General features: G+C 73.8%; 24 protein-coding genes. 13 read left to right on the top strand and 11 right to left on the bottom strand.

The genetic code is table 11. The annotated features are described in order from the left end of the window. The first annotated feature begins 73 nt into the window (after positions 1–73). The 4 genes from ACQPZA_RS11160 to ACQPZA_RS11175 all read left to right on the top strand — a co-directional run bounded on the left by ACQPZA_RS11160 (position 74) and on the right by ACQPZA_RS11175 (position 5,392). Entirely contained in the window at positions 74–1,369 is a 1,296-nt protein-coding gene (locus tag ACQPZA_RS11160; RefSeq protein WP_169400257.1) for a GGDEF domain-containing protein, read from the top strand. A gap of 45 nt (positions 1,370–1,414) precedes the next feature. Continuing rightward, on the top strand, positions 1,415–3,457 hold the full coding sequence (locus tag ACQPZA_RS11165) for a 1-deoxy-D-xylulose-5-phosphate synthase (RefSeq protein WP_433280268.1): 2,043 nt from the start codon (positions 1,415–1,417) through the stop codon (positions 3,455–3,457). Continuing rightward, entirely contained in the window at positions 3,457–4,122 is a 666-nt protein-coding gene (locus ACQPZA_RS11170) for a response regulator transcription factor (RefSeq protein WP_169400259.1), read from the top strand. The genes ACQPZA_RS11165 and ACQPZA_RS11170 overlap by 1 nt, the downstream gene beginning before the upstream one ends. Before the next feature lie 166 nt (positions 4,123–4,288). Further along, a complete protein-coding gene (locus tag ACQPZA_RS11175; protein WP_169400262.1) occupies positions 4,289–5,392 on the top strand; it encodes a sensor histidine kinase in 1,104 nt (367 codons plus the stop codon). On the opposite strand, the gene ACQPZA_RS11180 is transcribed toward ACQPZA_RS11175, so the two are convergent. The 3 genes from ACQPZA_RS11180 to ACQPZA_RS11190 all read right to left on the bottom strand — a co-directional run bounded on the left by ACQPZA_RS11180 (position 5,393) and on the right by ACQPZA_RS11190 (position 8,173). Beyond that, on the bottom strand, positions 5,393–6,517 hold the full coding sequence (locus ACQPZA_RS11180; RefSeq protein ID WP_433280270.1) for an HRDC domain-containing protein: 1,125 nt from the start codon (positions 6,515–6,517) through the stop codon (positions 5,393–5,395). Positions 6,518–6,633: 116 nt separating this feature from the next. Next, the gene (locus ACQPZA_RS11185) at positions 6,634–7,287 is read right to left on the bottom strand and encodes a LuxR C-terminal-related transcriptional regulator (protein WP_075949948.1); all 654 of its coding nucleotides are present in this window, start codon (positions 7,285–7,287) and stop codon (positions 6,634–6,636) included. 304 nt (positions 7,288–7,591) lie between these two features. Continuing rightward, a complete protein-coding gene (locus tag ACQPZA_RS11190) occupies positions 7,592–8,173 on the bottom strand; it encodes a DUF3000 domain-containing protein (RefSeq protein ID WP_344015332.1) in 582 nt (193 codons plus the stop codon). Between the two features lie 114 nt (positions 8,174–8,287). On the opposite strand from ACQPZA_RS11190, the gene hemE reads away from it, so the two are divergent. The 3 genes from hemE to hemQ are packed head-to-tail and all read left to right on the top strand — an operon-like array spanning position 8,288 to position 11,534. Continuing rightward, complete coding sequence (hemE, locus tag ACQPZA_RS11195; protein ID WP_433280272.1) at positions 8,288–9,358, top strand: uroporphyrinogen decarboxylase; 1,071 nt, start codon at positions 8,288–8,290, stop codon at positions 9,356–9,358. Then, on the top strand, positions 9,355–10,866 hold the full coding sequence (gene hemG / locus ACQPZA_RS11200; RefSeq protein ID WP_433280274.1) for a protoporphyrinogen oxidase: 1,512 nt from the start codon (positions 9,355–9,357) through the stop codon (positions 10,864–10,866). The genes hemE and hemG overlap by 4 nt, the downstream gene beginning before the upstream one ends. Then, positions 10,839–11,534: a hydrogen peroxide-dependent heme synthase gene (gene hemQ / locus ACQPZA_RS11205; protein WP_169397113.1), complete on the top strand. Its 696-nt coding sequence runs from the start codon at positions 10,839–10,841 to the stop codon at positions 11,532–11,534. Before hemG ends, hemQ begins: the two co-directional genes overlap by 28 nt. A gap of 27 nt (positions 11,535–11,561) precedes the next feature. Here the strand turns inward: hemQ and ACQPZA_RS11210 are convergent, their stop codons facing one another. The 3 genes from ACQPZA_RS11210 to ACQPZA_RS11220 form a co-directional block, all read right to left on the bottom strand. Continuing rightward, positions 11,562–12,926 (bottom strand): hypothetical protein, encoded by a 1,365-nt coding sequence (locus tag ACQPZA_RS11210; protein ID WP_433280275.1) that lies wholly within the window; start codon positions 12,924–12,926, stop codon positions 11,562–11,564. 78 nt (positions 12,927–13,004) lie between these two features. Next, the gene (gene msrB, locus ACQPZA_RS11215) at positions 13,005–13,448 is read right to left on the bottom strand and encodes a peptide-methionine (R)-S-oxide reductase MsrB (RefSeq protein WP_433280277.1); all 444 of its coding nucleotides are present in this window, start codon (positions 13,446–13,448) and stop codon (positions 13,005–13,007) included. Between the two features lie 68 nt (positions 13,449–13,516). Next, positions 13,517–13,822 carry a hypothetical protein gene (locus ACQPZA_RS11220; RefSeq protein WP_169397116.1) on the bottom strand — a complete coding sequence of 102 codons (306 nt, stop codon included), beginning with the start codon at positions 13,820–13,822 and terminating at the stop codon, positions 13,517–13,519. Between the two features lie 31 nt (positions 13,823–13,853). Here ACQPZA_RS11220 and ligD point away from each other — a divergent pair, with 31 nt between their 5' ends. Beyond that, positions 13,854–14,921 (top strand): non-homologous end-joining DNA ligase, encoded by a 1,068-nt coding sequence (gene ligD, locus ACQPZA_RS11225; RefSeq protein WP_433280279.1) that lies wholly within the window; start codon positions 13,854–13,856, stop codon positions 14,919–14,921. Between the two features lie 97 nt (positions 14,922–15,018). Beyond that, positions 15,019–15,762, top strand: a complete 744-nt coding sequence (locus ACQPZA_RS11230; protein WP_433280281.1) for an alpha/beta fold hydrolase — start codon at positions 15,019–15,021, stop codon at positions 15,760–15,762. A 300-nt stretch (positions 15,763–16,062) separates the two neighbouring features. Here the strand turns inward: ACQPZA_RS11230 and ACQPZA_RS11235 are convergent, their stop codons facing one another. Then, on the bottom strand, positions 16,063–16,863 hold the full coding sequence (locus ACQPZA_RS11235) for an SDR family NAD(P)-dependent oxidoreductase (protein WP_433280283.1): 801 nt from the start codon (positions 16,861–16,863) through the stop codon (positions 16,063–16,065). A gap of 101 nt (positions 16,864–16,964) precedes the next feature. On the opposite strand from ACQPZA_RS11235, the gene ACQPZA_RS11240 reads away from it, so the two are divergent. Continuing rightward, a complete protein-coding gene (locus tag ACQPZA_RS11240; protein WP_433280285.1) occupies positions 16,965–18,158 on the top strand; it encodes a zinc-dependent alcohol dehydrogenase in 1,194 nt (397 codons plus the stop codon). A gap of 7 nt (positions 18,159–18,165) precedes the next feature. Here the strand turns inward: ACQPZA_RS11240 and ACQPZA_RS11245 are convergent, their stop codons facing one another. Then, the gene (locus tag ACQPZA_RS11245) at positions 18,166–18,864 is read right to left on the bottom strand and encodes a class II aldolase/adducin family protein (protein ID WP_433280287.1); all 699 of its coding nucleotides are present in this window, start codon (positions 18,862–18,864) and stop codon (positions 18,166–18,168) included. A 181-nt stretch (positions 18,865–19,045) separates the two neighbouring features. Between ACQPZA_RS11245 and ACQPZA_RS11250 the strand changes: the two genes are divergently transcribed. The 3 genes from ACQPZA_RS11250 (at position 19,046) to ACQPZA_RS11260 (ending at position 22,295) form a co-directional block, all read left to right on the top strand. Then, a complete protein-coding gene (locus tag ACQPZA_RS11250; protein ID WP_169397128.1) occupies positions 19,046–19,465 on the top strand; it encodes a VOC family protein in 420 nt (139 codons plus the stop codon). Between the two features lie 52 nt (positions 19,466–19,517). Further along, positions 19,518–20,765 (top strand): aspartate aminotransferase family protein, encoded by a 1,248-nt coding sequence (locus tag ACQPZA_RS11255; protein WP_433280289.1) that lies wholly within the window; start codon positions 19,518–19,520, stop codon positions 20,763–20,765. Between the two features lie 324 nt (positions 20,766–21,089). Beyond that, positions 21,090–22,295: a DUF732 domain-containing protein gene (locus tag ACQPZA_RS11260; protein WP_433280290.1), complete on the top strand. Its 1,206-nt coding sequence runs from the start codon at positions 21,090–21,092 to the stop codon at positions 22,293–22,295. Positions 22,296–22,305: 10 nt separating this feature from the next. Here the strand turns inward: ACQPZA_RS11260 and ACQPZA_RS11265 are convergent, their stop codons facing one another. From ACQPZA_RS11265 to ACQPZA_RS11275, 3 genes are all read right to left on the bottom strand, one after another. Beyond that, positions 22,306–23,883, bottom strand: a complete 1,578-nt coding sequence (locus tag ACQPZA_RS11265; RefSeq protein ID WP_433280291.1) for an alpha/beta fold hydrolase — start codon at positions 23,881–23,883, stop codon at positions 22,306–22,308. Between the two features lie 76 nt (positions 23,884–23,959). Next, positions 23,960–24,619 carry an alkaline shock response membrane anchor protein AmaP gene (locus tag ACQPZA_RS11270; protein ID WP_433280293.1) on the bottom strand — a complete coding sequence of 220 codons (660 nt, stop codon included), beginning with the start codon at positions 24,617–24,619 and terminating at the stop codon, positions 23,960–23,962. After that, positions 24,616–25,155, bottom strand: coding sequence for a DUF6286 domain-containing protein (locus ACQPZA_RS11275; RefSeq protein WP_433280295.1), 540 nt, complete (start codon positions 25,153–25,155; stop codon positions 24,616–24,618). Before ACQPZA_RS11275 ends, ACQPZA_RS11270 begins: the two co-directional genes overlap by 4 nt. Positions 25,156–25,161 lie beyond the last annotated feature (6 nt).

Consider the following 25,161-nt stretch of genomic DNA (forward strand, 5'->3'; position numbering starts at 1 on the left):
CCTGACACGCCCTCCGCGGCTCACTAGCCTCGGCGCCACGCGCTCTCGGTGTCGGCGGAAGGAGATCGCGGTCGTGGCTGATCTGGCGCCGCCGACTACCGGCAGGTGGGAACTCTGGGGGCTACCGCCCCGGGCCGTCACCGTCGTCCTCGCTGTGGAGGCCGCCGCCGTCGCGTTCGTCGTGGCCGGTGGCGCCGTCCCGTCGTCGGGCGACGTCGGGCTCGCCGCGTTCCTGACCGTCCTCAGCGTCGTGCACACGGAGCTGGCCACCGGGATCGAACGGATCCGGCGGAGGGCGGCGCAGACCTCGTACTTCGACCTCAGCTCGGTGTGGACGTTCGCGGCCGCGCTGCTGCTGCCCCCGATGCTCGCCGCCGCCGTCATCGCGGCGGTGTACCTGCACCTGTGGCACCGGGTGTGGCGTCCGGCGAAGGTGCCGCTGCACCGGCACATCTACACCACGGCCACCGTCGTGCTCGCGGCAGGCGCCGCGCACGCCGTGGTCCAGCAGTCGGGTGGGCTGCCCACCGGTGCCGCCGACGCGTCCGGGGTGGCGGGGATCGCCCTGGCCGTGCTGCTCTACGTGCTGGTCAACACCGTGCTGGTCGCCGCGGTCATCGTCCTGACCAGTGAGCGTCCCGGGTTCCGCGACCTCGTCGGCGGGTGGGACGACAACACCGTGGAGATCGCCACGATCTGCCTCGGTGCGCTGGCCGCGGTCGCGCTCGGCTCCACACCGGGTCTCGTCGCGCTCGTCCTGCCACCGATCCTGGTGCTGCACCGCGCCGTGCTGGTCCGCCAGCTGGAGGAGGTGGCGAGCACGGACGCGAAGACCGGGCTGCTCAACGCCGCCGCCTGGCAGGTGCAGGGGACGCGGACCGTGCGCCGGGTCCACCGCTCCCGGGGTACCGCCGCCGTGCTGATCCTCGACCTCGACCACTTCAAGGCCGTCAACGACTCGTACGGTCACCTCGTCGGCGACGACGTACTGGCCGCGGTCGCGGCGGAACTGCGCTCCGCGGTGCGCGAGCAGGACATCGTCGGGCGCTTCGGGGGCGAGGAGTTCGTGGTGCTGCTGCCCGACCTGCCTCCCGGTCCGGCGGGGGACACCGAGATGCGCGCGGTCGCCGAACGCCTGCGCCAACGGGTGGCGTGCATGGCCGTCGCCGTCGACACGCCGGACGGCGTCCTCACGATCGGGGGCCTGTCGGTCTCCGTGGGCGGTGCCGCGGTGCCGATCGACGGCACCACCCTCGAGCAGGTGCTGAACGCCGCCGACGCATCGCTCTACATCGCGAAGCGCGACGGCCGGAACCTCGTCCGGTTCGCCGCCCCGGTGGAGATCCCCACCCCGCGCAGCGGCACCTGACGGGATTGTCGGGCCGGGGGTGGCAGCCTCTCGTAAGCTGGCCCGGTGACCGTGTTGCGTTCCGTCCGTGGCCCGGCCGACCTCAAGCGCCTGGGGGTCGACCAACTCGCCTCGCTCGCTGCGGAGATCCGCCGGGAGCTCGTGGCCTCGGTCTCCCGCACCGGCGGGCACCTGGGCCCCAACCTCGGCGTCGTGGAGCTGACCATCGCGCTGCACCGGGTGTTCGACTCCCCGCGTGACACGTTGATCTGGGACACCGGGCACCAGGCGTACGTCCACAAGATGCTCACCGGCAGGCAGGACGGCTGGGACCGGCTCAAGAAGTCCGGCGGCCTGTCCGGCTACCCGTGCCGGGCGGAGAGCGAGCACGACCACGTCGAGAACAGCCACGCCTCCACCTCGCTGTCCTGGGCCGACGGGATCGCGCGTGCCTACGCGCTCACCGGCCAGCAGCGTCACGTCGTCGCGGTGATCGGTGACGGCGCGCTCACCGGCGGGATGGCCTGGGAGGCGCTCAACAACATCGCCACCGGGGGACACCGGCCCGGCAGCGAGGGCGAGGTCGGCCGCAGGTTCGGCGCAGGCAGGCGCATGCCGGGCGGCGCGGAGGACGAGGGTGGCCCCGGTGCCGCCGTGGCCGACCGCAACATCGTCATCGTCGTCAACGACAACGGCCGCTCGTACGCACCCACGATCGGCGGCCTCGCCGACCGGCTGGCCACGCTGCGGCTGCAGCCGGGCTACGAGCGGGTGCTCGACGCGGGCAAGCAGGCCCTCGCCAACACCCCTGTCGTCGGTAACGCCCTCTACGCCGGGCTGCACGCACTGAAGGCCGGCATGAAGGACGCGCTGAGCCCGCAGGAGCTGTTCTCCGACCTCGGCCTCAAGTACTTCGGACCGGTCGACGGGCACGACATCGCCGCGATGGAGTCGGCGCTGCGCCGCGCGCGCCACTTCGGCGGCCCCGTGATCGTCCACGCCGTCACGCGCAAGGGTGCGGGGTACCCGCCCGCGGAGAACGACACCGTCGAGCAGATGCACAGCCCGGCGGCGTTCGACCCGGAGACGGGCCTGCCCACCGGGCCCCCGTCCGTCGGCTGGACGAGCGTGTTCGCCGAGGAGATGGTGGCGCTGGGGTCGAAGCGGCCTGACGTCGTCGCCATCACGGCGGCGATGCTCGGTCCCACCGGGCTCGCCCCGTTCGCCGCGGCGTTCCCCGAGCGCTGCATCGACGTCGGGATCGCCGAGCAGCACGCGCTCACGTCCGCCGCCGGGCTGGCCGCGGGCGGCCTGCACCCGGTGGTCGCGCTGTACTCGACGTTCCTCAACCGGGCGTTCGACCAGCTCCTGATGGACGTGGCGCTGCACGGCAAGGCCGTCACCCTCGTGCTGGACCGGGCCGGTGTCACCGGCAGCGACGGGCCGTCGCACAACGGGATGTGGGACCTGTCGCTCCTCGGGATCGTGCCCGGTATGCGGGTGGCGGCGCCCCGCGACGCGCAGACGCTGCGTGAGGAGCTGGCGGAGGCCGTCGCGGTGGACGACGGGCCCACCGCCATCCGTTTCCCCAAGGGTTCGGTGATCGAGTCGGTGCCGGCGGTTCGCCGCATCGACGGCGTGGACGTCCTGCGTGAGCCCGCTCCCGCCGGTGACCGCAGCCCGGCCGTGCTCATGGTGTGCGCGGGCGCGTTCGGGGAGCTCGGCCTCGCCGCGGCCCAGCGCCTGGAACAGCAGGGCATCCCGGTCACCGTCGTCGACCCGCGCTGGGTGCTGCCGGTGCCGCCGGTGCTCGTCCGGCTGGCCCGCGAGCACCGGCTCGTGGTCACCGTCTCCGACAGCGGCCGCCACGGCGGGTTCGGCTCGGCGCTGGCCGACGAGCTGCGCGCCGCGGAGTGCGACGTCCCGCTCCGGGACCTGGCGATCCCCCAGCGCTTCCTCGACCACGGCAGCCGCCCCGACGTGCTGGCCGCCGCGGGACTCACCGCCCAGGACGTCGCCCGGCGGGTCACCGAGTGGGCGGCGGCGCTGCCGGGCCTCCAGCTCGTCGACGAGCCCGCGTCGTCGGCGCCGGGAGAGCAGGCACGCTGATGCGCGTGCTCATCGTCGAGGACGAGCGCGCACTGGCCGACGCCGTGGCACGCGGGCTGCGGCGCGAGGGGATGGCCGTCGACGTGGCCTACGACGGCGACACCGGGCACGAGAAGTCGGTCATCACCCGCTACGACGTGGTGGTGCTCGACCGAGATCTGCCCGGGATGTCGGGCGACCGGCTCTGCGCTGAGATCGTCGCGTCCGGGGCCACCACGCGGGTGCTGATGCTGACGGCCAGCGGCACGCTCGCCGACAAGGTCGACGGCCTGTCCCGCGGCGCGGACGACTACCTCGCCAAGCCGTTCGACTTCCCCGAGCTCGTCGCCCGCTGCCGCGCGCTCGGCCGCCGGGCCACCCCGGCCGTGCCACCGCTGCTCACCGCGGGCGACCTCGCGCTCGATCCGGCCCGGCGCACCGTGCACCGGGCCAGCCGGCCCGTGGAGCTCACGCGCAAGGAGTTCGGGGTGCTGGAGGTCCTGCTCGGTGCGGGCGGGGCCGTGGTGAGCAGCGAGGAGCTGCTGGAGCGCGTCTGGGACGAGAACGCCGACCCGTTCACCACCACCGTGCGGGTCACGGTGATGACGTTGCGCAAGAAGCTCGGTGACCCGGGCGTGATCGAGACGGTGGTCGGGGCCGGCTACCGGGTACCGGCCGCGGGCTGAGCGAGGCGCTGCCGTGGCCGAACCAGCGAGGCCGGCAGCGAGGGCTCCCGAGCCCGCGCGGGGCTCCACACGGCCCGACAGGGGGCCGGGGGAGCCCGGGGCGCCGCCACCGGCCGTCCCGGCCCAGGAGAACAGCGGGACGCGGCTCGGGGGCCGGGGCGTCGGGCTGCGCCCCCGGCTGACCCTCGTCAGCACGGCCGTCGTGGCACTGGTGAGTGCGCTGCTGCTGTGGTTGGGCTGGCTGCTCGTCGGTGGCGTGGCCCGGGCCGTCCCCTCGCTGCCCCCCGGCACCACGGTGCGGGTGGGGGACGTGGCCGTGCCCGCCGAGCAGCTCCAGGACGCTGTCGGTGCCGCCGCTCGGGCCGACGTGCTGCGGGCCGGGCTGATCGCCTTCCCGCTCCTCGTCGTCGCCGCGGCGGTGGTGTCCTGGGTGCTGGTCGGCCGGGTGCTGGGCCCGCTGTACGCGGTGACGGCCACGGCCCGGCGGCTGACCGTCGAGTCGCTCGACACCCGCACCGGGCTGCGGGACGCCCGCGGCGAGGTCGCCGAGCTCGCCGCGGGCTTCGACGCGATGCTGGACCGGCTGCAGGCGGCGTTCGACGCGCAGCGGCGGTTCGTGGCCAACGCGAGCCACGAGCTGCGCACCCCGCTGGCGGTGCTGCGCACCGAGGTGGACGTCACGCTGGCCGACCCCGCGGCCGACGTCGCCGAGCTCCGCCGGATGGCCACGGTCGTGCGGGACGCCACCCGGCGCGCCGACGACCTCATCGCGGGGCTGTTGCTGCTGGCCCGCACCGAGGGGGCCGAGCTGGCGGAGGTGCGGCCCGTCGACCTCGCCGAGCTCCTCGCACCCGCACTGGCAGGCGTCCGCGCGGACGCGGCCCGGCGGGGGCTGCGGGTGCAGGTCCGGACCGCGCCCGCGCCGTCGCGGGGCGACCCGGTGCTGCTCGAGCGCGTGGCCGGGAACCTGCTGGAGAACGCGGTGCGGCACAACGTGGCGGGCGGCTGGGTGGACGTCTGCACCGGGATGCGGGATGGCTGCGCCGAGCTGCAGGTCGCCTCCAGCGGGCCGGTGATCCCGGCGGACCGGGTGCCCGAGCTGTTCGAGCCGTTCCGCCGGGGTCCGGTGGAGCGCACCGGCGACACCCCCGGTTCCGGGCTGGGGCTCTCGATCGTGCGTGCCGTGGTGCAGGCCCACGGTGGGCTGGTGCGCGCCGAGCCGGTGCCCGGCGGGGGCCTGGCGGTGACGGTGCGGCTGCCGGCCGGTTGATCAGCTGTGGGCCTGTAGCGCCGTCTCCAGGTGAGGGGTCAGCAGCTCGATCTGCCACGGCCGGGCGCCCCCGGCGCGCAGCGCCGCGGCCACGTCGCCGTCGGGGGGCGGGGACCAGCACAGGCGGCGGAGCAGGTCGGGCTGCAGGAGGTTCTCCACCGGCACCGACCATTCCAGGCCGACGGCGACGACGGCGGCGCGGGCCGCGGTGAGGCGGGCGGCGGCGTCGGGGTCGCGGTCGGCCCAGCGTCCGACCGGAGGCGGCCCGTCGGCGGGCGGTGTGACCGCGGGCAGCGCCGCGGCGTCGAGCTGGGTGGCCTGCTGCAGCGCGGCGAACCAGTAGGAGGTGAGGCGCCGCTGGGCCCGGCCCCGGAACACCGGGAGCGCCGCCAGGTCGCCCGGACTGGCCGGCGCGCCTGCGGCAGCCTCGATGATCGCGGAGTCGGGCAGGACCCGGCCCGGGGCGATGTCGCGTTCGGCGGCGAGCCGGTCGCGCGCCTCCCACAGGGCGCGGACGACCGCGAGGGCGCGGGGCTTGCGCAGCTTGTGCAGGCCCGAGGTGCGCCGCCACGGTTCGGCACGGGGCTGGGGCGGCCCGGCCGTGCGTACGGCCTCGAACTCCTGCATGGCCCAGTCCAGCTTGCCCTGCTCGGCGAGCAGCCCGGCGAGCACGTCACGCAGCTCGACCAGCACCTCGACGTCGAGCGCGGCGTAGACGAGCCAGTCCTCGGGCAGCGGACGGCGGGACCAGTCGGCGGCGCCGTGGCCCTTCTCCAGGCTGAGGCCCAGCATCTGCTCGACCAGGGGGCCGAGGCCGACGCGGGGGAGCCCGGCCAGCCGGCCGGCCAGCTCCGTGTCGAAGAGCGAGGACGGGGTGAGGCCCGTCTCGGCGAGGCACGGCAGGTCCTGGTTGGCCGCGTGCAGCACCCACTCCGGCCCGCGCAGCGCCGGCGCGAGCTCGGACAGGTCACTGCGCAGCGGAATCGGGTCGATCAGGGCCGTACCCGCACCGGCGCGCCGTAGTTGTACGAGGTACGCGCGCTGCGAGTACCGGAAGCCGGAGGCCCGTTCGGCGTCGACAGCGATCGGGCCGCTGCCCGCGGCGAAAGCCTCCGCGGTGCGCATCAGCGCGGCCCGGTCGCCGACGACGCGCGTCAGCCCGTCCCGGGGCGCCAGCAGCGGTACGGCTGCCGGAGCGTCCGGCCGAACGGCCTGCTCTTCTTCGTGCTGCGGATCTGCGGTCAGCGGATGACCCCGGCCCGCATCGCCAACGCGACCATCTGAGCTCGGTCGCCCGTGCCGAGCTTGCGCCCGATCCGGGAGAGGTGGCTCTTCACCGTGAGCGCCGAGAGGCTCAGCGCCTCACCGATCTCCTTGTTGGACTGCCCGTCGGCCACCAGTTGCAACACCTCCACCTCACGGGCGGAGAGCTCGCGCGGTGTGTTGTCGGTGCCCGGCACGCGGGTGCCCGTGGCGAGCAGCGGGGCCACCGTGGGATCGGCGTACACCCCGCCGTCCAGCACGCGCTTGACCCCGTCGGTGACGATCGCCGCAGAGGCCGACTTCAGCAGGTAGGCCTGCGCACCGGCCTGGAACGCCGAGCGCACCGCGTACGGGTCGTCCGATGACGCCAGTACGACGAGCCGGTTCCAGCCCAGCGACCGGAGTTCGGTCACCAGGTCCAGCCCGCTGCCGTCGGGCAGCCCGAGATCGAGGATCGCGAGATCGCACGGCCCGTTGGCATGCGCCCGGGCCCGGGCCTCGGCCACCGAAGCGGCTTCGTACACCGTGCCTGCGCCCATGGAACGCAGCCGCGCGGCGATCGCCTCGCGAAGAAGTGGGTGGTCGTCGACCACCAGCACCGAGAACAGCTCTTCCCGCGGATGCGGGACCATCGCGGGCGACAGCACAGCACCTGGAGTGCCGCGAACTGGTGCGCCCTGGCCCACAACGGCCACGTCACTACCTCCCTGGAGTCGGTCGTTGCCCCCCGACCGGCACCAGACCCCCGGTCGATGAAGCTGTCGCCCGACCGCCCGAGGAGGTGTCGTGGAGGAAGCGTAGCCCCCCAAGCGGTCTAACGTCGTGTGGTGGTTCGAAGTTCTCCGGGTGAAAGTTACAGCGTTGTCGATATCCATCCACCCGACCGGGTGACGGAAGGGATCACCCGAGGCATCGAAGTCGCAGGTAGCAGCCGAATCAGACCGTTCGGTGGGCAAGTGGAAGTACCCCGACCGGAGGTAAGCCGGCCGCCGACGCGATCAGAGCGCAGAATGCCTCTGCGTGACGGGACAGATCCGGACCGGTAGGAGTCCAGGACGCGCGGAGCTCCACGTCGTCGTCGCGGCGGGGGCCGGCGATGTCGCCGAAACGCACCGACGAGGTCTGCGTGACGGTGCCGCCGAGCGCCACGTACTCGGCGTGGCGCGCCTCGAGGGCCTCCGTCAGCCACGACCATCCGACCACCGGCAGCATCTCGTCGCCGAGCTGCTCCGGATCGAGGCGGGCCTGCACGAAGCAGACCAGCCGGAAGGTGCCCTCCCAGGCGTCCTGGCCTGCGGGATCGTGCAGAAGGATCAACCTGCCCGAGGTGTCCGGTTCGTCCAGTTCCTCCCCCGGGCTGCGGCCGGCGTCGGCCTCGACGCTGAAGGCCCACGTGTAGGGGGCGAGCCGGGGCGGTGCATCGAGCGCGGCCACGATCAGCTCCGGTCTCGGCCGGATGGCGCGCAGCGAGGCGACCGCCTCCAGGAACTCTGGCGGTGGCGTGGTCGTTGCGGGCACGAGTGCTGACTCTAGGTCGCTCTCCGTGTTCGGGTGACGAGGCGCGCCGCGTGATCGCACGCCCGACCGTGCACGGTCGGGTGATCCATTCGGGGGGCGTGCGACGATGAGGTCATGAAGCTCGACTCCGCGAGCGGGTTCTCGCGTACCGGGCGGCGGGACCTGCGTGCCGCGCCGCTGCTCGCGGCGATGCGAGGAGAGACGCCGTCGCACATCCCGGTGTGGTTCATGCGGCAGGCCGGGCGCTCGCTGCCCGAGTACCGCGCGCTGCGCGCCGGCACGGGGATGCTGCAGTCCTGCCTGACGCCGGATCTGGCGTGCGAGATCACGCTCCAGCCGGTGCGCCGCCACGGCGTCGATGCCGCTGTCCTGTTCAGCGACATCGTCGTGCCGCTCTACATCGCGGGTGTGTCGGTCGACATCGTTGCGGGCACCGGTCCGGTGGTCGCGCGCCCCGTGCGCACGATGGCCGACGTCGAGCGCATCCCGACGCTGCACGCGGAGCAGGCCGCCCCGGTGGCCGAGGCGATCGGCCTGCTGCTGCGTGAGCTGGGCGACACCCCCCTCATCGGCTTCGCGGGCGCCCCCTTCACCCTCGCCTCCTACCTCGTGGAGGGCGGCCCCAGCCGCAACCACGAGCGCACCAAGGCCCTCATGCGGTCCGCGCCCGAGGTCTGGCACGCGCTGATGGCCCGCCTCGCCGAGTCGTGCTCGGTGTTCCTGCGCGCCCAGATCGACGCGGGCGTCGACGTCGTCCAGCTGTTCGACTCGTGGGCCGGTGCGCTCTCGGAGCGCGACTACCGCACCTACGTCCTGCCGCACTCCACCCGCGTGCTCGAGGGGCTCGCCGACACCGGCGTGCCGCGGATCCACTTCGGCGTCGGCACGGGCGAGCTGCTGGGCGCCATGGCCGAGGCCGGGGCCGACGTCGTGGGCGTCGACTGGCGGATCCCGCTCGACGTCGCGGCCCGCCGGGCCGGTGGCACGCATCCGGTCCAGGGCAACCTCGACCCGGCCGTCCTCTTCGCCGACCGCGAGTCGATCGAGGCCGAGGCGCGCCGGATCGTCGACGAGGGCCGCCGTACCCCCGGGCACGTGTTCAACCTCGGCCACGGGGTGCTCCCCGAGACCGATCCGGACGTCCTCACCCGGCTCGTCGAGCTGGTGCACAGCCTGCGGCCGTGACCGTTCGACCTGTGCCCGCGCAGCCCGCCCCGCATGTCGCCGTCGTCGGAGGCGGCGTCTCGGGGCTTGCGGCGGCGCACCGGCTGCGGGCTCGCCTCGGCCCCGCCGCCACGATCACCGTCCTCGAGCAGCGCGACCGCGTCGGTGGTGTGCTGCACACCGTCGACCTGGCGGGCGTGCCCTTCGACGTCGGCGCGGAGGCGTTCCTGGCCCGACGCCCGGAGCTGCCGCTGCTGCTGGGCGAGCTCGGTCTCTCCGGCGCGCAGGTGCACCCCACGGGGGCCACGGCCTCGCTGCGCGTGAACGGGCGCACCACCGCGCTACCCGGCGCCACCCTGCTCGGGGTGCCGACGAGCGCCGCGCGGCTGGACGGCCTGCTCTCCGCACCGGGACTGGCCACCGTCGCGGCCGAGCCGGCCCGGCCGCTGCGCTGGGAGCCCGGGGCGGACACGGCGCTGGGCGGCCTGCTGCGGGAACGGTTCGGCGACGAGATCGCCGACCGGCTCGCCGACCCGCTGCTGGGCGGGGTCTACGCGGGGCGGGTCGACACGCTGGGCCTGCGGCCCACGATCCCCGCTCTCGCCGCGGCCCTCGACGCGGGGGCTCCGTCGCTCACGGCGGCGGCCGACGCGGCCACCGTCCCGCCTCCGAAGGCGCAGCCGTCGTTCGAGGGGGCGCCCGCGCGTCCCACCCCGGTGTTCGGCGCGCTGACCGGCGGCTACCGCACGCTCCTCGACGCCCTGTCCGACGCCGCCGCTGCCGATGTCCGGCTCGGCACCACCGTCCGCGATCTGCAGCGCCGCGAGACCGGCTGGCGGCTCGTGCTCGGCCCCACCACCGCACCCGAGACGCTCGACGTGGACGCCGTGGTGCTCGCGGTCCCCGCCCCCGCTGCGGCCCGGCTGCTCGCCGCGGTGGCGCCGGTGGCGTCCCGGGCCGCCGCCGAGATCGAGCTGGCCTCCTCGGTCGTCGTCGCCCTCGCCTACCGCCCCACCGATGCCGCCGTCCTGCCGCCCACCTCCGGTGCGCTGGTCGCCACGGGGGAGCCGCTGTCGGTGAAGGCCTTCACACACTCGACGAACAAGTGGGCCCACCTGTCGCCCGACGGTCTGGTCCGGCTGCGGGCCAGCCTCGGCCGCTTCGGGGAGGCCGCCACCCTGCAGATCGACGACGCCGGGCTCGTCCACCGCGCCCGGGCCGACCTCGCGGCGCTCACCGGCATCACCGCCGAGCCCGTCGCGGCCCACGTCCAGCGCTGGGGAGGCGGCCTGCCACAGTACGGGGTGGGCCACCTCGACCGCGTGCGGACCATCGAGGACGGGCTCCCGGCGGGGCTCGCCGTGGCCGGTTCGGCCCTGCACGGCGTCGGGGTGCCGGCCTGTGTCGCCACGGCGCGCGCGGCCGCCGAGCGGCTCGTGGCGCATCTGACGACACAGCGGCGCGAGGCGGATGCGCCGGGCCCCCGTGGCAGGATGGGTGCATGGCCCGCCTCGACTACAACGAGCTGAACAGCACCATCCGCTACACGATGTGGTCCGTGTTCCGCGTGGAGCCGGGACGGCTGGGCGAGGACCGTACCGAGGCCGCCGGCCAGTTCACGCAGTTCCTCGACGCGCTCGCGGACAAGGGTGTGGTCGTTCGCGGTGTATACGACCTCGCCGGGCTGCGCGCCGACGCCGACTTCATGATCTGGTGGCACGCCGACAACATCGAGGCGCTCCAGGCCGCCTACGCCGACCTGCGCCGCACCACCGCGCTCGGCCGCGCCACCGCGCCGGTCTGGAGCCAGGTGGCGCTGCACCGCCCGGCGGAGTTCAACAAGAGCCACCTCCCCGCGTTCATCGCGGGGGAGGACCCGAAGCGCTACGTCTGCGTCTACCCGTTCGTGCGCTCGCTCGAGTGGTACCTGCTGCCCGACGACGAGCGCCGCCAGATGCTCGCCGACCACGGCATGCAGGCTCGCGGCTACCCGGATGTGCGGGCCAACACCGTGCCCGCGTTCGCGCTCGGCGACTACGAGTGGATCCTCGCCTTCGAGGCCGACGAGCTCGACCGGATCGTCGACCTCATGCGGCACCTGCGCGCCACCGAGGCCCGCCGGCACGTCCGCGAGGAAGTGCCCTTCTTCACCGGGCCGCGGGTGCAGCCGGGCGAGCTCGTCGCCACCTTCCCCTGATCGACCGCGCTGATCTACCGGGCCCGGTCAGGGGCACGGCTCGAAAAGGCGGCGCGTGTCGTTCTCCGACGGCGCGCCCGCGGCGGCGTACGCGGCCGGGTCGGAGAAGCGGCAGCCGAAGGCGGGGTCCGCCACTGCCGCGCGGTCGGTCACGTCGTCCCCGCCGGGCCGAGTGCCGTCGGTCACCCACGTCACCAGGTCGTCCCAGGCCTGACCGGCCTCCGCGGGGGAGAACTCGCAGTGGCCGGTGGCCCGGACGGCCCGCTGCACGAGGAGCTCGGAACGGCCCGCGTCGGCCACCTCGGCCGCGTAGACCTGTTCCATCGAGAACGGCACGAACAGGTCGCCGAGACCGTGCAGCGACAGCACCGGCACGTCGGGTGTGCCGGCCACCTGCGCGACGGGGGTGAGGTCGTCGGACTCGCGGGTGCGCGCGTCGGCCACCGGAACGCGCTGCACGGCGGCGTCGAGGTCGACGGGCTCGTCCGGCGCGTAGTCGGTGCCCTCGTTGCCCGCCACGAGCCCGGGGTCGGCGGCCACCCCGTCGACGGGCGAATCGGCCGTGTCCGGCACCCCGAGGTCGAACAGGAAGTCCTTCCAGTAGCCGAACGCGGCGTCGGCGCCGGGCCGCGGGCCGCCGGAGTCGAGGACGGTGGCCGCGCGCAGCTGCTCGGCCGCCGGCGTGCCGACGGCCGGGTTGCCCGGCGCGAGCCCCAGGCCCGCGTAGATCTTCGGGAGCACGGCGGTGGCGTAGTCCGGACCCGCCGGGTACGCCGGCACCCCGGCGAGCGCACCTGCCGCGAGCTGGAAGTCGAGGAAGTAGTCGAACAGCTCGTGGTCGCCGAGCACGCCGCACATCGGCAGCGCGCCGTCGTAGGCGCCCGGGCTCTCCTCCAGTGCCCGCGCGACGACGTGCCCGCCCATCGAGACGCCCGCGAGGTACGTCCGCTCCGGGACACCCACCAGCTCGCCGAACTCGGCTGCCAGCTCCGCGGTGGAGCGCACGCCGGAGGCGATGTCGTAGCCGTTGCGGTCGTACGACGACGACGCCCACGCGTACCCCTGGGCGACGAACCGCTCGCGCAGCCCGTACGGCGGCGCGTCGACGGTGAGCTCGGGGCCGTTGCCGCGGAAGCCGTGCGCCCACAGCACGAGGTCGCCGTTCCACTGCGGCGGCACCTCGACGGCGTACCCCGCGTTCCGGTGGACGCCGGTGAGCACCCTGGTCTCGCCGCCGCCCGCCGGAAGCGGGGCGAGCTCGGGGAGCACGATGGTGTAGCCGGGCCGGGCCCGGCTCTCGTCCGGCGGTTCGGCCGGCGCTGCCGCTCCCGTCGAGGCACTGCACCCGATGAGGCCGGCCAGCAGGATCAGCAGCGGACGGGGACGCGGCATCGAGAACCTCCGGCGACGTCGACGGGGTCGATCATCATCCCTACCGGTCGCGCGCGCCGGAAGCCAGAGGCCGGCGGATTATCGGGCGTCGGGTTCCAGGCGCAGCGAGATCGAGTTGATGCAGTAGCGCAGGTCGGTGGGCGTGCCGTAGCCCTCGCCCTCGAAGACGTGCCCGAGGTGGCTGTGGCAGGTGGCGCAGACCACCTCGACGCGCTTCATGCCCAGGCTGACGTCGGTGCGCTCGATGACGGCGTCGCCCGCCAGCGGGGTGAAGAAGGACGGCCACCCGCAGTGCGACTCGAACTTGGTGTCGGAGCGGAACAGCTCGGCCCCGCAGGCGCGGCAGGAGTAGACGCCCGAGGTCTTCGTGTCGGTGTACTCCCCGGTGAACGCGCGCTCGGTGCCCGCCTTGCGCAGCACCTGGTACTCGGCGGGGGTGAGCTGCTCGCGCCACTCGGCGTCGGACTTGACGACCTTCGGCTCGGGCTCGGTGAGCTGGTGGTCAGCGTGGACGGGATCCATGCGTTCCAGAGTATGTCCGGATCCCGCCACCGTGCAGATCCACTCATGACGGGGTCATTACGGCGGTTCTACAGCCAGGTGACCAGCACGAACGTCAGTACGTCCCACACCAGGTGCGCCGCCACGGCGAGCAGCAGCAGCACCACCAGCACCGCGGCCCAGCGCCGCTCGCCCTCGGCGCGGTTGGCGCAGTCGGCGAAGTCGCTCACGCCGTGGAGATAGCCCTCCACCGTGAACGCGGGCCGGTTGTTCTGCATGCGGTCGAGGTGGGCGGCGAACGCCTGGGCCTCGGGGTCGTCGGGGTCCATACCGACCAGCTCGCCGTCGAACTGCCGTGACCGGGTCGAGCGGTCCGGCTCGTGAAGTTCGGGCATCCGCCGAGGGTAGCCGGTAGCGTGCGCCAGCGTGGCGAGCAAGAGCGCGGTGCTGCTCACCGTCCCCGGGCCGAACGGCTCCCGAGAGGTGCGGCTGACCAGCGCGGACAGGGTGTACTTCCCGGAGCGGGGGATCACCAAGGGCGAGGTGGTGGAGTACTACCGCGCCGTGGCCGAACCACTGCTGGGGGTGCTGCGCGAGCGCCCCACCAACCTCAAGCGCTACCCCGACGGCGTCGACGGTGAGCCGTTCTACTCCAAGCGGCTCCCGAAGGGCGCCCCGGACTACGTGGAGACGGCGCGGGTGACGTTCCCCAGCGGCCGCGTCGCCGACTCCCTGTGCCCCACCGAGCCCGCGGTGCTGCTGTGGGCGGCGAACATGGGCACCTTCGACTTCCACCCGTGGCCCGTGCGCCGCGCCGACACCGACCACCCCGACGAGCTCCGCATCGACCTCGACCCCCAGCCGGGCACCGGCTTCGCCGACGCGAAGGAGGTGGCGGCGGTGCTGCACGGGGTGCTCGACGAGGCAGGCCTCGTCGGCTGGCCCAAGACCTCGGGCGGGCGTGGCCTGCACGTGTTCTGCCGGATCCGGCCCGAGTGGGACTTCATCGACGTCCGCCACGCCGTGATCGCGATCGCCCGCCGGGTGGCGGAGCGGCTGCCGGAGAAGGCCACCGTCGACTGGTGGAAGGAGGAGCGCGGGGAGCGCGTGTTCCTCGACTTCAACCAGGCCGCCCGTGACCGCACGGTCGCGTCGGCGTGGTCGGTGCGGGGGCGGCCACGAGCCACGGTGTCGATGCCGCTGACCTGGGAGACGCTGCCGGACGTCGAGCCGGAGGACTTCGACGTGCGGACCGTCCCCGGCCTCCTCGCCGAACGCGGCGACCCCCACGCCGGGATGGACGAGGCCGTCGGCGGGATCGAGACCGCGCTGGACTGGTACGCCGCCGACGAGCGCGACCGGGGGCTGGGGGAGATGCCCTACCCGCCCGAGTACCCGAAGATGCCGGGCGAGCCGATGCGGGTGCAGCCCAGCCGTGCGCGGTCGTCGGAGGGCGAGGACGGCGCCCGCAGGGGCGGGTCGGGTCCGGCATAGGAATTCGCCGGACCAGGGAGTCAGATGACCGATGTCAGTGCATTCCCGGTCGCCTAACGTCGGGCCTCCGACGGAGTCTGCACCGAGGAGCCGAACCATGTCCGAGGCGAAGCCCACCATCGTCCTCGTCCACGGCGCGTTCGCCGACTCGTCGAGCTGGTACGGGGTGGTACCGCGGCTGCATGCCGCGGATCACCACGTCCACGCCGCCGCTAACCCGTTGCGCACACTCGACGGTGACGCCGAGTACGTGGAGAGCGTCCTCGCCGGCATCGAGGGCCCGGTCGTGCTGGCGGCCCATTCCTACGGCGGGATGGTCGTGACGAACGCGGCGGCCGGCAACGACCGGGTGAGGGCGCTCGTGTACGTGGCGGCCTTCGCCCCCGACGAGGGCGAGAGCGCCGCCGACCTGTCGACCAAGCACGGCGGCAGCACGCTACCCGAGACGCTTGTGCACTTCCCCCTGCCGGACGGCGGGAAGGACCTGTACATCGCCCAGGACCGGTTCCACGCGCAGTTCATGGCCGACGCCCCGGCGGCCGAGGCGGAACTGGCCGCGGCAGCCCAGCGCCCGCTCACGCAGGCGGCGATCGAGGGGCCCTCCGGGAGGCCCGCCTGGAAGGCGATCCCCTCGTTCTTCATCTGGGGCTCCGAGGACCGGAGCATCCCGCCGACCGTCCACCGCATGATGGCCGAGCGCGCGAACGCCCAGCAGGCGATCGAGCTTCCCGGCGCCTCACACGACGTCGAAGTCTCCTGCCCCGATGTGGTTGCGCAGCTCATCCTCGATGCCGCGGCCTTCGTGTCACCGGGTGAGGCGGCGTCGACCGGCGTCGGCTAGTCACCGACCAGATCTCGCTGTAATTGCACCGTGAGACCGCCGAGATCATGACCGCCTACACGCGGATGGTCGAGCAGGCCGGTGACCTGTCCGGGCTGGAGGCCCACAGCGCTGACTCCGAGTCCATCCGGCAGCACACCCCGTTCCGCGGCCTGGAGACCGGCTCGACGGTCACCTCGACGTTCCTCGTCCGACAGCGGAGCGGTGCACCTCCGGAGAGTCGCCCGCTTCCGTGCGCGCGTCACACGGTCCGGCTGCCGTGCGGGGACCTGGCGCGGCGGTTACCAGGACGTGGCGCTGCTACCGGTCCGCCGACCCGGGCTCGGCCATCTGCCGGTGCGCGACGGCCTTGAGCTTGTCGGGCAGCACCTTGCCGGCGACGCCCTGGGCCTTCGTGCCCACCGACCCGGCGACGATCTTCGCCTCGCCCTTCATCAGCGCCCGGAAGCCCTGCTCGGCCACCTGGGCGGGGTCGTCCTTCGACGAGGCGCCCACCTTCGTGTCGTCCATGTCGGCGCGGTGGAAGAAGTCGGTCTCGGTCGGGCCCGGCATCAGTGAGGTGATGGTGATACCGGTGTCCTTCAGCTCGTTCTGCAGTGCCTCCGCGAACGACTGCAGGAAGGACTTCGACGCGTTGTAGACGGCCTGGAACGACCCCGGCATCGTCGAGGCGATCGAAGAGGTGATGAGGATCCGTCCCTCGTCCCGCACGGCCATGTCCCGGAGCAGGCGCTTGGCGAGACGCACCGTCGAGGTGATGTTCAGGTCGATGATGTCGAGCTCGTCGGCCAGGTCGGTGTCGAGGAACGCGCCGCCCTGCCCGACACCCGCGTTCAGGGCCGCGGCGTCCACGGGGCGTCCGGTGGCGGTGATCGCCCGGTAGAGCTCCTCGACCCCGTCGGCGGTGCGTAGGTCGGCGCGCACCGCCCGGACGTCGGCGCCGGTGGCGCGCAGCTGCGCGGCAGCCTCGTCGATGCGGGTGTCCTCGGCGGTGACGAGGAGGTCGAAGCCGTTCTCGGCGAACTGCTTCGCCAGCTCACGGCCGATTCCGCTCGACGCGCCGGTGACGACGGCGAGGGGGCTGGTCTCGGAAGTGGTCATGGCGATCGGCTACCCCGTGAGATCCGGACTATCCCTGGTTTCCCGGACGTGGAGACGGGAACGCCTGGACCGGACGATCACGCGCACGACGAGGAGGCTCCATGCGAGCGGTCACCTGGCACGGCAAGCGCGACATCCGGGTCGACACCGTGCCCGACCCGACGATCACGGACCCGACCGACGTGATCGTGAAGATCACCTCCACGGGGATCTGCGGATCCGACCTGCATCTGTACGAGGTGCTCGGGCCGTTCCTCGACGAGGGCGACATCCTCGGTCACGAACCGATGGGTGTGGTCGAGGAGGTGGGAGCCGAGGTCACCGCGGTGCGTCCGGGCGACCGGGTCGTGATCCCGTTCAACGTCTCCTGCGGCACGTGCTTCATGTGCGGCAACGGCCTGCACTCGCAGTGCGAGACCACCCAGGTCCGGGAGCACGGCAAGGGCGGCTCCCTGTTCGGCTACACGAAGCTGTACGGCCAGGTGCCCGGCGGCCAGGCCGAGTACCTGCGGGTCCCGTTCGGCAACACGCTGCCGATCACGGTTCCCGACGGGCCGCCGGACGACCGGTTCGTCTACCTCTCCGACGTGCTGCCCACGGCGTGGCAGGCCGTCGAGTACGCGGCGGTGCCGCCGGGTGGGTCGCTGGTGGTGCTGGGGCTCGGGCCGATCGGCGACATGGCGGCCCGGATCGCGCTCCACCGCGGCGTCGGGAAGGTGATCGGCGTCGACCTCGTCCCGGAGCGCCTGGAACGGGCAAGGGCCCGGGGCGTCACGACGCTGGACCTCACCGGCCACGGCCAGCACCTCGGCGACTACGTCCGCGAGCTGACCGGCGGGCGCGGCGCGGACGCGGTGGTGGAGGCCGTCGGGATGGAGGCGCACGGCTCGCCGGTCGGGAAGCTCGCCCACCAGCTCACGGGCCTGCTGCCGGATGCCGTGGCGGCGAAGCTGATGGAGACGGCAGGCACCGACCGGCTGAGCGCGCTCCACTCGGCGGTCGACCTGGTGCGCCGCGGGGGCACGATCTCGATCAGCGGCGTGTACGGCGGGATGGCCGACCCGCTGCCGATGCTCACGATCTTCGACAAGCAGATCCAGCTGCGGATGGGCCAGGCCAACGTCCACCGCTGGGTGCCCGAGATCCTCCCGTTGCTGACCGACGGCGACCCGCTCGGCGTCGAGGACTTCGCCACCCACCGGCTGCCGCTGGACGCCGCACCCGAGGCGTACGCGATGTTCCAGGCGAAGAAGGACGGGATGGTGAAGACGCTGCTGCAGCCGGGACTCGGCTGAGAACGGGCTAACGGTGCCCCGCTGGGTCGTCGGCCGCCTCACCGCGGGGGCGGGGCACCGCCGGTGGGGGTCCCGCTGCCGGTCCGTAGCTGCCGAGCATCCGGCCCACCCGCTCGATCTCCTCGGGCGGCAGGATGTGGGGCTCCCCGAGCAGGCGCGCCTGGTGGTAGAGGCGGCAGAGCCACTCCAGGTAGATGCTGCGGGTGTAGGCCGCGGCGAGGCTGTCGCCGTAGGTGGTGGCGCCGTGGTTCTGCAGGATCACGCCGAACCGGCCCTCCATCGCGCGCACGCTGTTGTCCGCGAGCTCGACGCTGCCGTAGGTCGCGTAGGGCGCCACCCGCACCGGGCCGCCGAGCAGCGCCACCATGTAGTGCACGGCGGGCAGCTCGTCCACCAGCGTGGAGAGCGCGGTGGCGTAGAGCGGATGGGTGTGCACGACGGCGAGGGCGTCCGTCTGCGCGTAGACGCTGGTGTGCATCGGGACCTCGGACGAGGGCATCAGCCCCTCCTCCACCGGGCGTCCCTCCAGGTCGACCACGCAGATCGACGCGGCCGTCAGGTTCTCGTAGGCCACACCGGTGGGCGTGATCGCGATGTGGTCGCCCGAGCGCACCGAGATGTTGCCCGACGTGCCCACCGTCAGGCCGTCGGCCTGCATGCGGCGGCAGTACTGCACGATCTCGACGCGGTGGTTCGGCAGCAGCATGTCGGACGGTCTCCCTCGGGCGGCGGTCGGACGGGCATACCCGGAATCCGGCGCGCACACGTGGTGGCCACCGTGCCTACGTCAGGACGTGTGCACGGTGGCCAGGAGATGTGCACGGTGCTCCGGGCGGCCGGTCGTCCTGGCACAGTGAACGAGGAGTGACCCTGACAGAGGAGCGAGCGTGACCGAGCTGTCCCCCTTCCATCTGGCCGTGCCCGTCGACGACATCGGCCGTGCCCGCGAGTTCTACGGCGGTGTGCTCGGCCTGGCCGAGGGCCGCTCCGACGAACACTGGGTGGACTGGGACCTCGACGGGCACCAGTTCGTCACCCACCGGGCGCCCGGCTCGGGCCCCGTCGGGCACAGCGACGTGGACGGCCACCGGGTGCCGGTCCCGCACTTCGGGCTGGTGCTCACCGTGGAGCGGTTCCAGGACATGGCCGAGCGCCTGCGCGCCGCCGGCACGACGTTCGTCATCGAGCCGTACCTGCGGTTCGCGGGCGAGCCCGGCGAGCAGTGGACCATGTTCCTGCTCGACCCCGCGGGCAACGCGCTGGAGTTCAAGGCGTTCAAGGACCGGTCGCAGCTGTTCGTGAAGTAGCCGGGGATCATCCGGGCTGCGGGAGGCCCGGTGATGGGTAGTGTCGGCCGTCATGAGCGACACCGCCTTCTGGCACCCGTTCGCCGCGATGGGCGCGGTACGCACCGCCGAGTTCGTGGTCACCCGCGGCGAGGACGTCTGGCTCTGGGACGACTCCGAGCGCCGTTACCTGGACGCCACGGCGAGCCTGTGGTGCGTCAACGTCGGGCACGGGCGGCGCGAGATCGCCGAGGCGGTCGCGGCGCAGATGCGCGAGCTCGCCACCTACCAGACGTTCGGGGACTTCACGAACCGTCCGGCGCTGGAGCTCACCCGCAGGCTCGCCGCGCTGGCGCCGGTGCCGGGGGCGAAGATCTTCCTCGCCAGCGGTGGCGGTGACGCCATCGACACGGCGGCCAAGATGGCCAGGGAGTACTTCGTCCGCACCGGCGAGCCGCAGCGGACGGTGCTCGTCAGCCGGGAGAACGGCTACCACGGCACCCACGGCTTCGGCACGTCGCTCGGCGGGATGCCGGCCAACCGGCTCGCGGCGCCGTTCGTGCCGGACGTGGTCCGCGTCGCCTACGACGACCCCGAGGCGCTGGAGGCCGAGCTGCTGCGGGTCGGACCGGAGCGGGTGGCCGCGTTCTTCGTGGAACCGGTGATCGGTGCGGGTGGGGTGCTGCCCCCGCCGCCGGGGTACGTCGAGCGGGTCCGGGAGATCTGCACCCGGCACGGTGTGCTCCTCGTGATCGACAGCGTGATCTGCGGGTTCGGCAGGCTCGGCGACTGGTTCGGCGTCGACCGCTTCGGCATCGTCCCCGACCTCGTGGTCTTCGCGAAGGGCGTCACCAGCGGGTACCTGCCGCTGGGCGGGGTCGTCGCCCACGAGCGCGTGGCGGCGCCGTTCTGGGAGCCGGGCGCTGCCGCGTTCCGGCACGGCGCCACCTACGCCGGGCATCCCACGGCCTGCGCGGCTGCACTGGCCAACCTCGACCTACTGGAGGGCGACGGCCTGCTCAAGCGCGCCGAGTCGCTGGAGCTCACGTTGCACGCGGCGCTGCGTTCGCTGGCCGACCATCCGCTCGTCTCGGAGGTCCGCGGCGGCACCGGGGTGCTCGGGGCGCTGGAGCTCGACGCGGACCGGGTGGCGGCCGACCCGGGCCTGCCTGCCGCCGTCACGCGCGGTGCGCGCGAGCGGGGCGTCCTGATCCGGCCGATGATCAGCTCGGTCGGTTTCTCCCCGCCCCTCACCCTCGCCGACGAGCATCTCGACCTGCTCACCGACGCCGTGCGCGGGGCGCTCGACGCGGTTGCATGATCGGGCTCGTCACCGGGAGTACGCGACACGCCGGGAAAGCGGCCCGGTAGAGCGCCCGATGTCACGTTCCGTAAACGAAATGGGCCATTCAGGGCCCTAGGCGGGCACAGGTCGTGGCCGCACTCACTCAGCCAGGCACCCTCTTGGCCGTACCCGCTCCCTTTGTCGTCACCGGGTCGTTGCTCCGGGTAAGGACAGGCCGGATGGCGGCCGCAGATCGGGGAGTGTGCGATGGCCGGTGAGGTGGCAAGTGGACGACCCATGGCCCGGCACGCTGTGGCTGGTCACGGCGTGAGTGGGGTGTCGAGCGACGCTCGTGAGAGCGTGCTGACCGAGGACCGCCCGTATCCGGGCGACCTTCTGGGCGCCCCTGGGGACGGGTTCGACGAGCTCGCCCACCGGCGGGCCGCGGCGGAGCAGGCCGCGATGATCGCCGAGATCGATGCGGCCGCCGCGGCGGCGCGGGCGGCGGCCGCCATCGCGGCGGCGGCCCGGGCCGCGGAGGAAGCGGAGGTGGCCGCCGATGCGGCCACCCACGCGGCCGAGGAGGCGGCGGCCGCCGCCGCGGAGGAGCGGACCAGCGCCGCGTACCAGGCCGGTGCCCGGTCCGGGGGGCCGGGCGCACCCGGTCGCGGCGCGTGGGTGCTCGCAGGGGGGGCCGACGGTGACGGCGCAGCGCGCTCGTGGGCCGTCGTGCCGGGCGCAGCCCAGGGGATGGGCGGGGCGCCGCCCGCTCATCCCCTGGCACCCGGGGCCATGTCGTCGTGGCCCACGATGTTCCCGGCGCACCCGGATTCTCCCGGGGCGCCGTGGGACCTGCCGCCGGACGAGACCCCGACCATCGAGGGCGCCGCGGCGGGCGGCCGGGCGGCCCGCCGCCGGTCGGCCGAGGCCGCCGAGGCGGAGACCACGGTGATCCCCGTCGACCGCGCGGAACGCACGCCCGCCGATGCGGACGAGGCCGAGTACGACGCGGACTACGACCCGGAGTACGACGCCGAGTACGACCCGGAGTACGACCCCGGGTACGACGGAGACGCCGAGGAAGCACCCGTGCGGCGGTTGGACCGCAAGCACGCCGAGCAGCCGACGTCGCGCTTCGGCAGGCGGCCGGTGCTCGTGGTGGTCGCGGTCGGGGTGGTGCTGATCATCATCTCCCTGCTCGCCGCGATCGTCGGCTGGGGGATGGATCGTCCGCCCGCCGAGGCGCCTGCGCCGGTTCCGTCCGTGGCGCCCGAGGTTCCGGGGGCGCAGGTTCCGCCCCCGCCGCCCGGTCCGGAGCCCGCGGCCGTGGAGATCGACCCGACGAGCGACAGGGCCGTGAGCTTCGTGCGGGCGATGCGCGCGGCGGACATCGCGACCAGCCGGTCCGGGCGCGCGGAGACCCAGACGGCCGCGATGATCTGCCTGCGGCTCGACCAGGGAGCCTCGGCGGACACCATCGCCAGGACGATTCCGGCCGCTCTCCCGTCGGTCGAGCGCCGGCAGGCGGCCGAGGTCGTCGACCTCGCCGCTCAGCTGTACTGCTGACGCACCCCGGTCACGGGGGGCAGAGGGTTCCGGCCTGCGGAGCGATCCCGCCGACCAGCATCGCGTCCACCGCAGCGGTGACGCAGGGGGTGCGCGGGTAGGCGCCGGTGCCGGCGCCCTGCCAGCCCAGGAAGCGGGCCGTGGCGAGGCTGTCGGCGGTGCGCCGGGAGCCGTCCTGCGGGCCACGCGGATCGGCGGCAGTCCCGATGACGAGGATCGGCGGAGCCCCCTCGCCCTGCCCTGCGGTGGGGGCCGGGCCACCGGCGGGCCACGGGGCGCAGGCCAGCAGCCGGAGGGCGAACGTACTGCCGAAGAGGGGGTAGGACGTGCGCCAGCGCTGCGCCAGATCGCCGATCTCGCCGGGTGCCAGGCGTCTGTGGACGTCGTTGCAGCTGGTGGCGAGCATCCCGTCGAACCGTCCTCTCGGTCCGACCAGCGGATCGAGCAGGGTGAGCAGGGGATCCGGGTTCCCGGTACCGGCCGCGGCCAGTGCGGTGGCGAGGCCGGGCCAGCCCCGTGGTTCGGCCAGCCCGGCCAGCAGCGCCGTGATGGTGGCGCCGGCGGTGAGCCTCCTGCCGTCGGTGGCCGCGAGCGGCTGCCGGCGGAGCTGGTCGACGAGCGCGGTCACCCTGGCTCGTGGGTCCGGGCCGAGCGGGCAGTCCGAGCGTGCCGTGCAGGTCACGGCGAACGCCCCGAAGGCCGCCTCGGCCGCCCCCGCCCGGCTCTCGCTGAGGTCGGGCTCGTCGAGCGCGGGGTTCGGCGGGCCGTCGAGGACGAGCCTGCCGACCGCGGTCGGGGCGGTCCGCGCCCAGTCGGCGAGGGCCGCGCCTCCGTCACCCACGCCGATCGCGGACAGCTGGGCGACCCCGAGTGCGGCGCGCAGGATCTCGATGTCGGACACCGTCGCGGCGGTGCGGTAGCCGCTGAGGCCGCCGTCGAGTGCGAGGTTGCACTCCTGCACCACGGACCGGGCCTCTTCCAGGAGCGCGTCGAGGTCCGACTCGCTCGACCGCCCGGGATCGGCGTCGACGATGGCGGCGCGGGCGTCGTCCGGCGCGCAGTCGAGGACGTCCTCACCCGAACCGCGCCGGTCCAGGCCGATCAGGGTGTACTCCTGCAGCACCTCCGGCGCCACCCGCTCGGCGAGCAGCACGGCGTCGCGCGCCGTCGGCTCGAGGGTCGTGTCGCCCAGCACGAGCAGTGGCGGCTGGTTCTCCGGTGCGGAGGCGAGGCTGACGCGGAGCACGGCGAGCGAGGCCGCACCGAGCCCGGGTTGGTCGGGGTCGGCGGGCACCGTGAGCTCGCCGCACTCCACCCGCAGCGGCCGGTCGGCAGGCGGTGGGGTGGGCAGCGTCTCGAGGGTGTCCTGGGTGCACTCGGAGAACGGCATCGAGGCGCGCTGCTCCTGCGGCTCCGGCAGCGCCTGGTCGGAAGGAGGCGCCGCGGGGTCGGTGGTGGGGACCACCGGCATGTTGTCCCCGCGCACCGCCACCGGTGGACGTTGCGACGGCCCGACCGTGCAGCCGGCGACGAGAACGGCCAGGCAGGCGAGCACGGCGGCGACCGCATGCCGCGGTGGTCGTGCCACGTGCCCTCCCGATCCGTGCTGGTCAGAGCCCAGCCTGCCGCACACCCGGTATGGGGAGGGTGAACGCGGGGACGCCTCAGGCGACCCGCGGTGGGTGCGCCGAGACGTCGAGCTCCAGCCGCACCGCCACGGGCAGCGCGGTGAGCCCGAGCGAGGTGCGGGCGGCGGCGAGGACCTCGTCGTCGAGCCGGGTGAGGACGTCCCGGATGTCGGCGTCGTCGGCGAGCCAGAGCGTGACGCGCAGTGCGGGCACCTCGTCCGTGCCGACCATCCGTGCCCTGGCCCGGCGGACGCCCGGGATGCCGCCCGCCTGCGCGGCGACCGCGTCGGCCGCGGCGGACGAGCTGATCACGATCGCCGTGTCCGGTCCGCCGTCGAGCACGAGGTCGGGGTGGCGCTCCGGGCGCAGCGACCGCGCGGCCCACGTCAGCCCGACGATGACCAGGAGGACACCTACGGCGATGGACACCAGCCGGAATGCATCGGGCCGGGCGCGCAACCCGTCGACGATCAGCGGGTCGAGCACCGGCCGTGCGGCCCGCCCCGCGCCGAAGACGCCGTAGGACAGCAGCGCGACGAGGGTGCCCGCAGCCAGCAACACGAGCCCGACCAGGACAGCGAGAGCACGGTCGACCGCCGCGGAGCGGGCCAGTGCCGCCCTGGCCCGCTTGCGCAGCGTCGCCTCCGGGATCTTCGGCCGGCCGGACTCGCTGCCGCGCGTCACCGGGGTGGTCATCGCGGTCCCTGCCGTTCCTGCAGGTGCACGGCCACCCGCGGGCGACGGTGCAGCGGCAGCTCGTCGAGCATTTCGTCCACGTGGCCGTGGACCGTGTCGCGCAGCTCTGGTCGCGCCTCGTCGAACGCCTGCGCGAGCACGGACACCTTGCGGGGGGAGACGGTGACCGACGCGCTGAAGATGTCCTCGGTGGCGCGCACGCGCCTGCCGATGAGCCGGGCCAGTACGCGGGGTGCGGTGACGACGGTGATCTCCGGGGCCGGCCCGTCGAGGGTGATGTGGGAGCGCCGGGCCAGCAGTCCGACCAGCACCAGCAACAGCCCCAGTACGGCGACGGCGATCGCGATGCCCGGCACCGGAGGGTCCTCCCACGTCACGTTCTCGATCGCGGTGCGCCAGTGGTGCCACGGCACGACGAGGCCGGTCACCACGTTGCGGCGCAGCCAGGCCGCGATGACCTCGATCACGATGAGCACCCCCGCGGCGGCCATGGCCAGGCCGATCAGCGGGGCGAGCAGGCGGAGCAGCATGCGCATGTCGTT

It is taken from the genome of Pseudonocardia xinjiangensis, assembly GCF_050948425.1.
Classification (GTDB): Bacteria; Actinomycetota; Actinomycetes; order Mycobacteriales; family Pseudonocardiaceae; genus Pseudonocardia; species Pseudonocardia xinjiangensis.

What these genes read in the sequence shown, in the direction of transcription:
- ACQPZA_RS11170 (WP_169400259.1), top strand. Translation starts at nt 3,457, where the DNA reads ATGCGCGTGCTCATCGTCGAGGACGAGCGCGCACTGGCCGACGCCGTG.
- ACQPZA_RS11180 (WP_433280270.1), bottom strand. Translation starts at nt 6,517, where the DNA reads ATGCGCACCGCGGAGGCTTTCGCCGCGGGCAGCGGCCCGATCGCTGTC.
- ACQPZA_RS11185 (WP_075949948.1), bottom strand. Translation starts at nt 7,287, where the DNA reads ATGGTCCCGCATCCGCGGGAAGAGCTGTTCTCGGTGCTGGTGGTCGAC.
- hemE (WP_433280272.1), top strand. Translation starts at nt 8,288, where the DNA reads ATGAAGCTCGACTCCGCGAGCGGGTTCTCGCGTACCGGGCGGCGGGAC.
- hemQ (WP_169397113.1), top strand. Translation starts at nt 10,839, where the DNA reads ATGGCCCGCCTCGACTACAACGAGCTGAACAGCACCATCCGCTACACG.
- ACQPZA_RS11210 (WP_433280275.1), bottom strand. Translation starts at nt 12,926, where the DNA reads ATGCCGCGTCCCCGTCCGCTGCTGATCCTGCTGGCCGGCCTCATCGGG.
- msrB (WP_433280277.1), bottom strand. Translation starts at nt 13,448, where the DNA reads ATGGATCCCGTCCACGCTGACCACCAGCTCACCGAGCCCGAGCCGAAG.
- ACQPZA_RS11220 (WP_169397116.1), bottom strand. Translation starts at nt 13,822, where the DNA reads ATGCCCGAACTTCACGAGCCGGACCGCTCGACCCGGTCACGGCAGTTC.
- ACQPZA_RS11230 (WP_433280281.1), top strand. Translation starts at nt 15,019, where the DNA reads ATGTCCGAGGCGAAGCCCACCATCGTCCTCGTCCACGGCGCGTTCGCC.
- ACQPZA_RS11235 (WP_433280283.1), bottom strand. Translation starts at nt 16,863, where the DNA reads ATGACCACTTCCGAGACCAGCCCCCTCGCCGTCGTCACCGGCGCGTCG.
- ACQPZA_RS11240 (WP_433280285.1), top strand. Translation starts at nt 16,965, where the DNA reads ATGCGAGCGGTCACCTGGCACGGCAAGCGCGACATCCGGGTCGACACC.
- ACQPZA_RS11245 (WP_433280287.1), bottom strand. Translation starts at nt 18,864, where the DNA reads ATGCTGCTGCCGAACCACCGCGTCGAGATCGTGCAGTACTGCCGCCGC.
- ACQPZA_RS11255 (WP_433280289.1), top strand. Translation starts at nt 19,518, where the DNA reads ATGAGCGACACCGCCTTCTGGCACCCGTTCGCCGCGATGGGCGCGGTA.
- ACQPZA_RS11270 (WP_433280293.1), bottom strand. Translation starts at nt 24,619, where the DNA reads ATGACCACCCCGGTGACGCGCGGCAGCGAGTCCGGCCGGCCGAAGATC.
- ACQPZA_RS11275 (WP_433280295.1), bottom strand. Translation starts at nt 25,155, where the DNA reads ATGCGCATGCTGCTCCGCCTGCTCGCCCCGCTGATCGGCCTGGCCATG.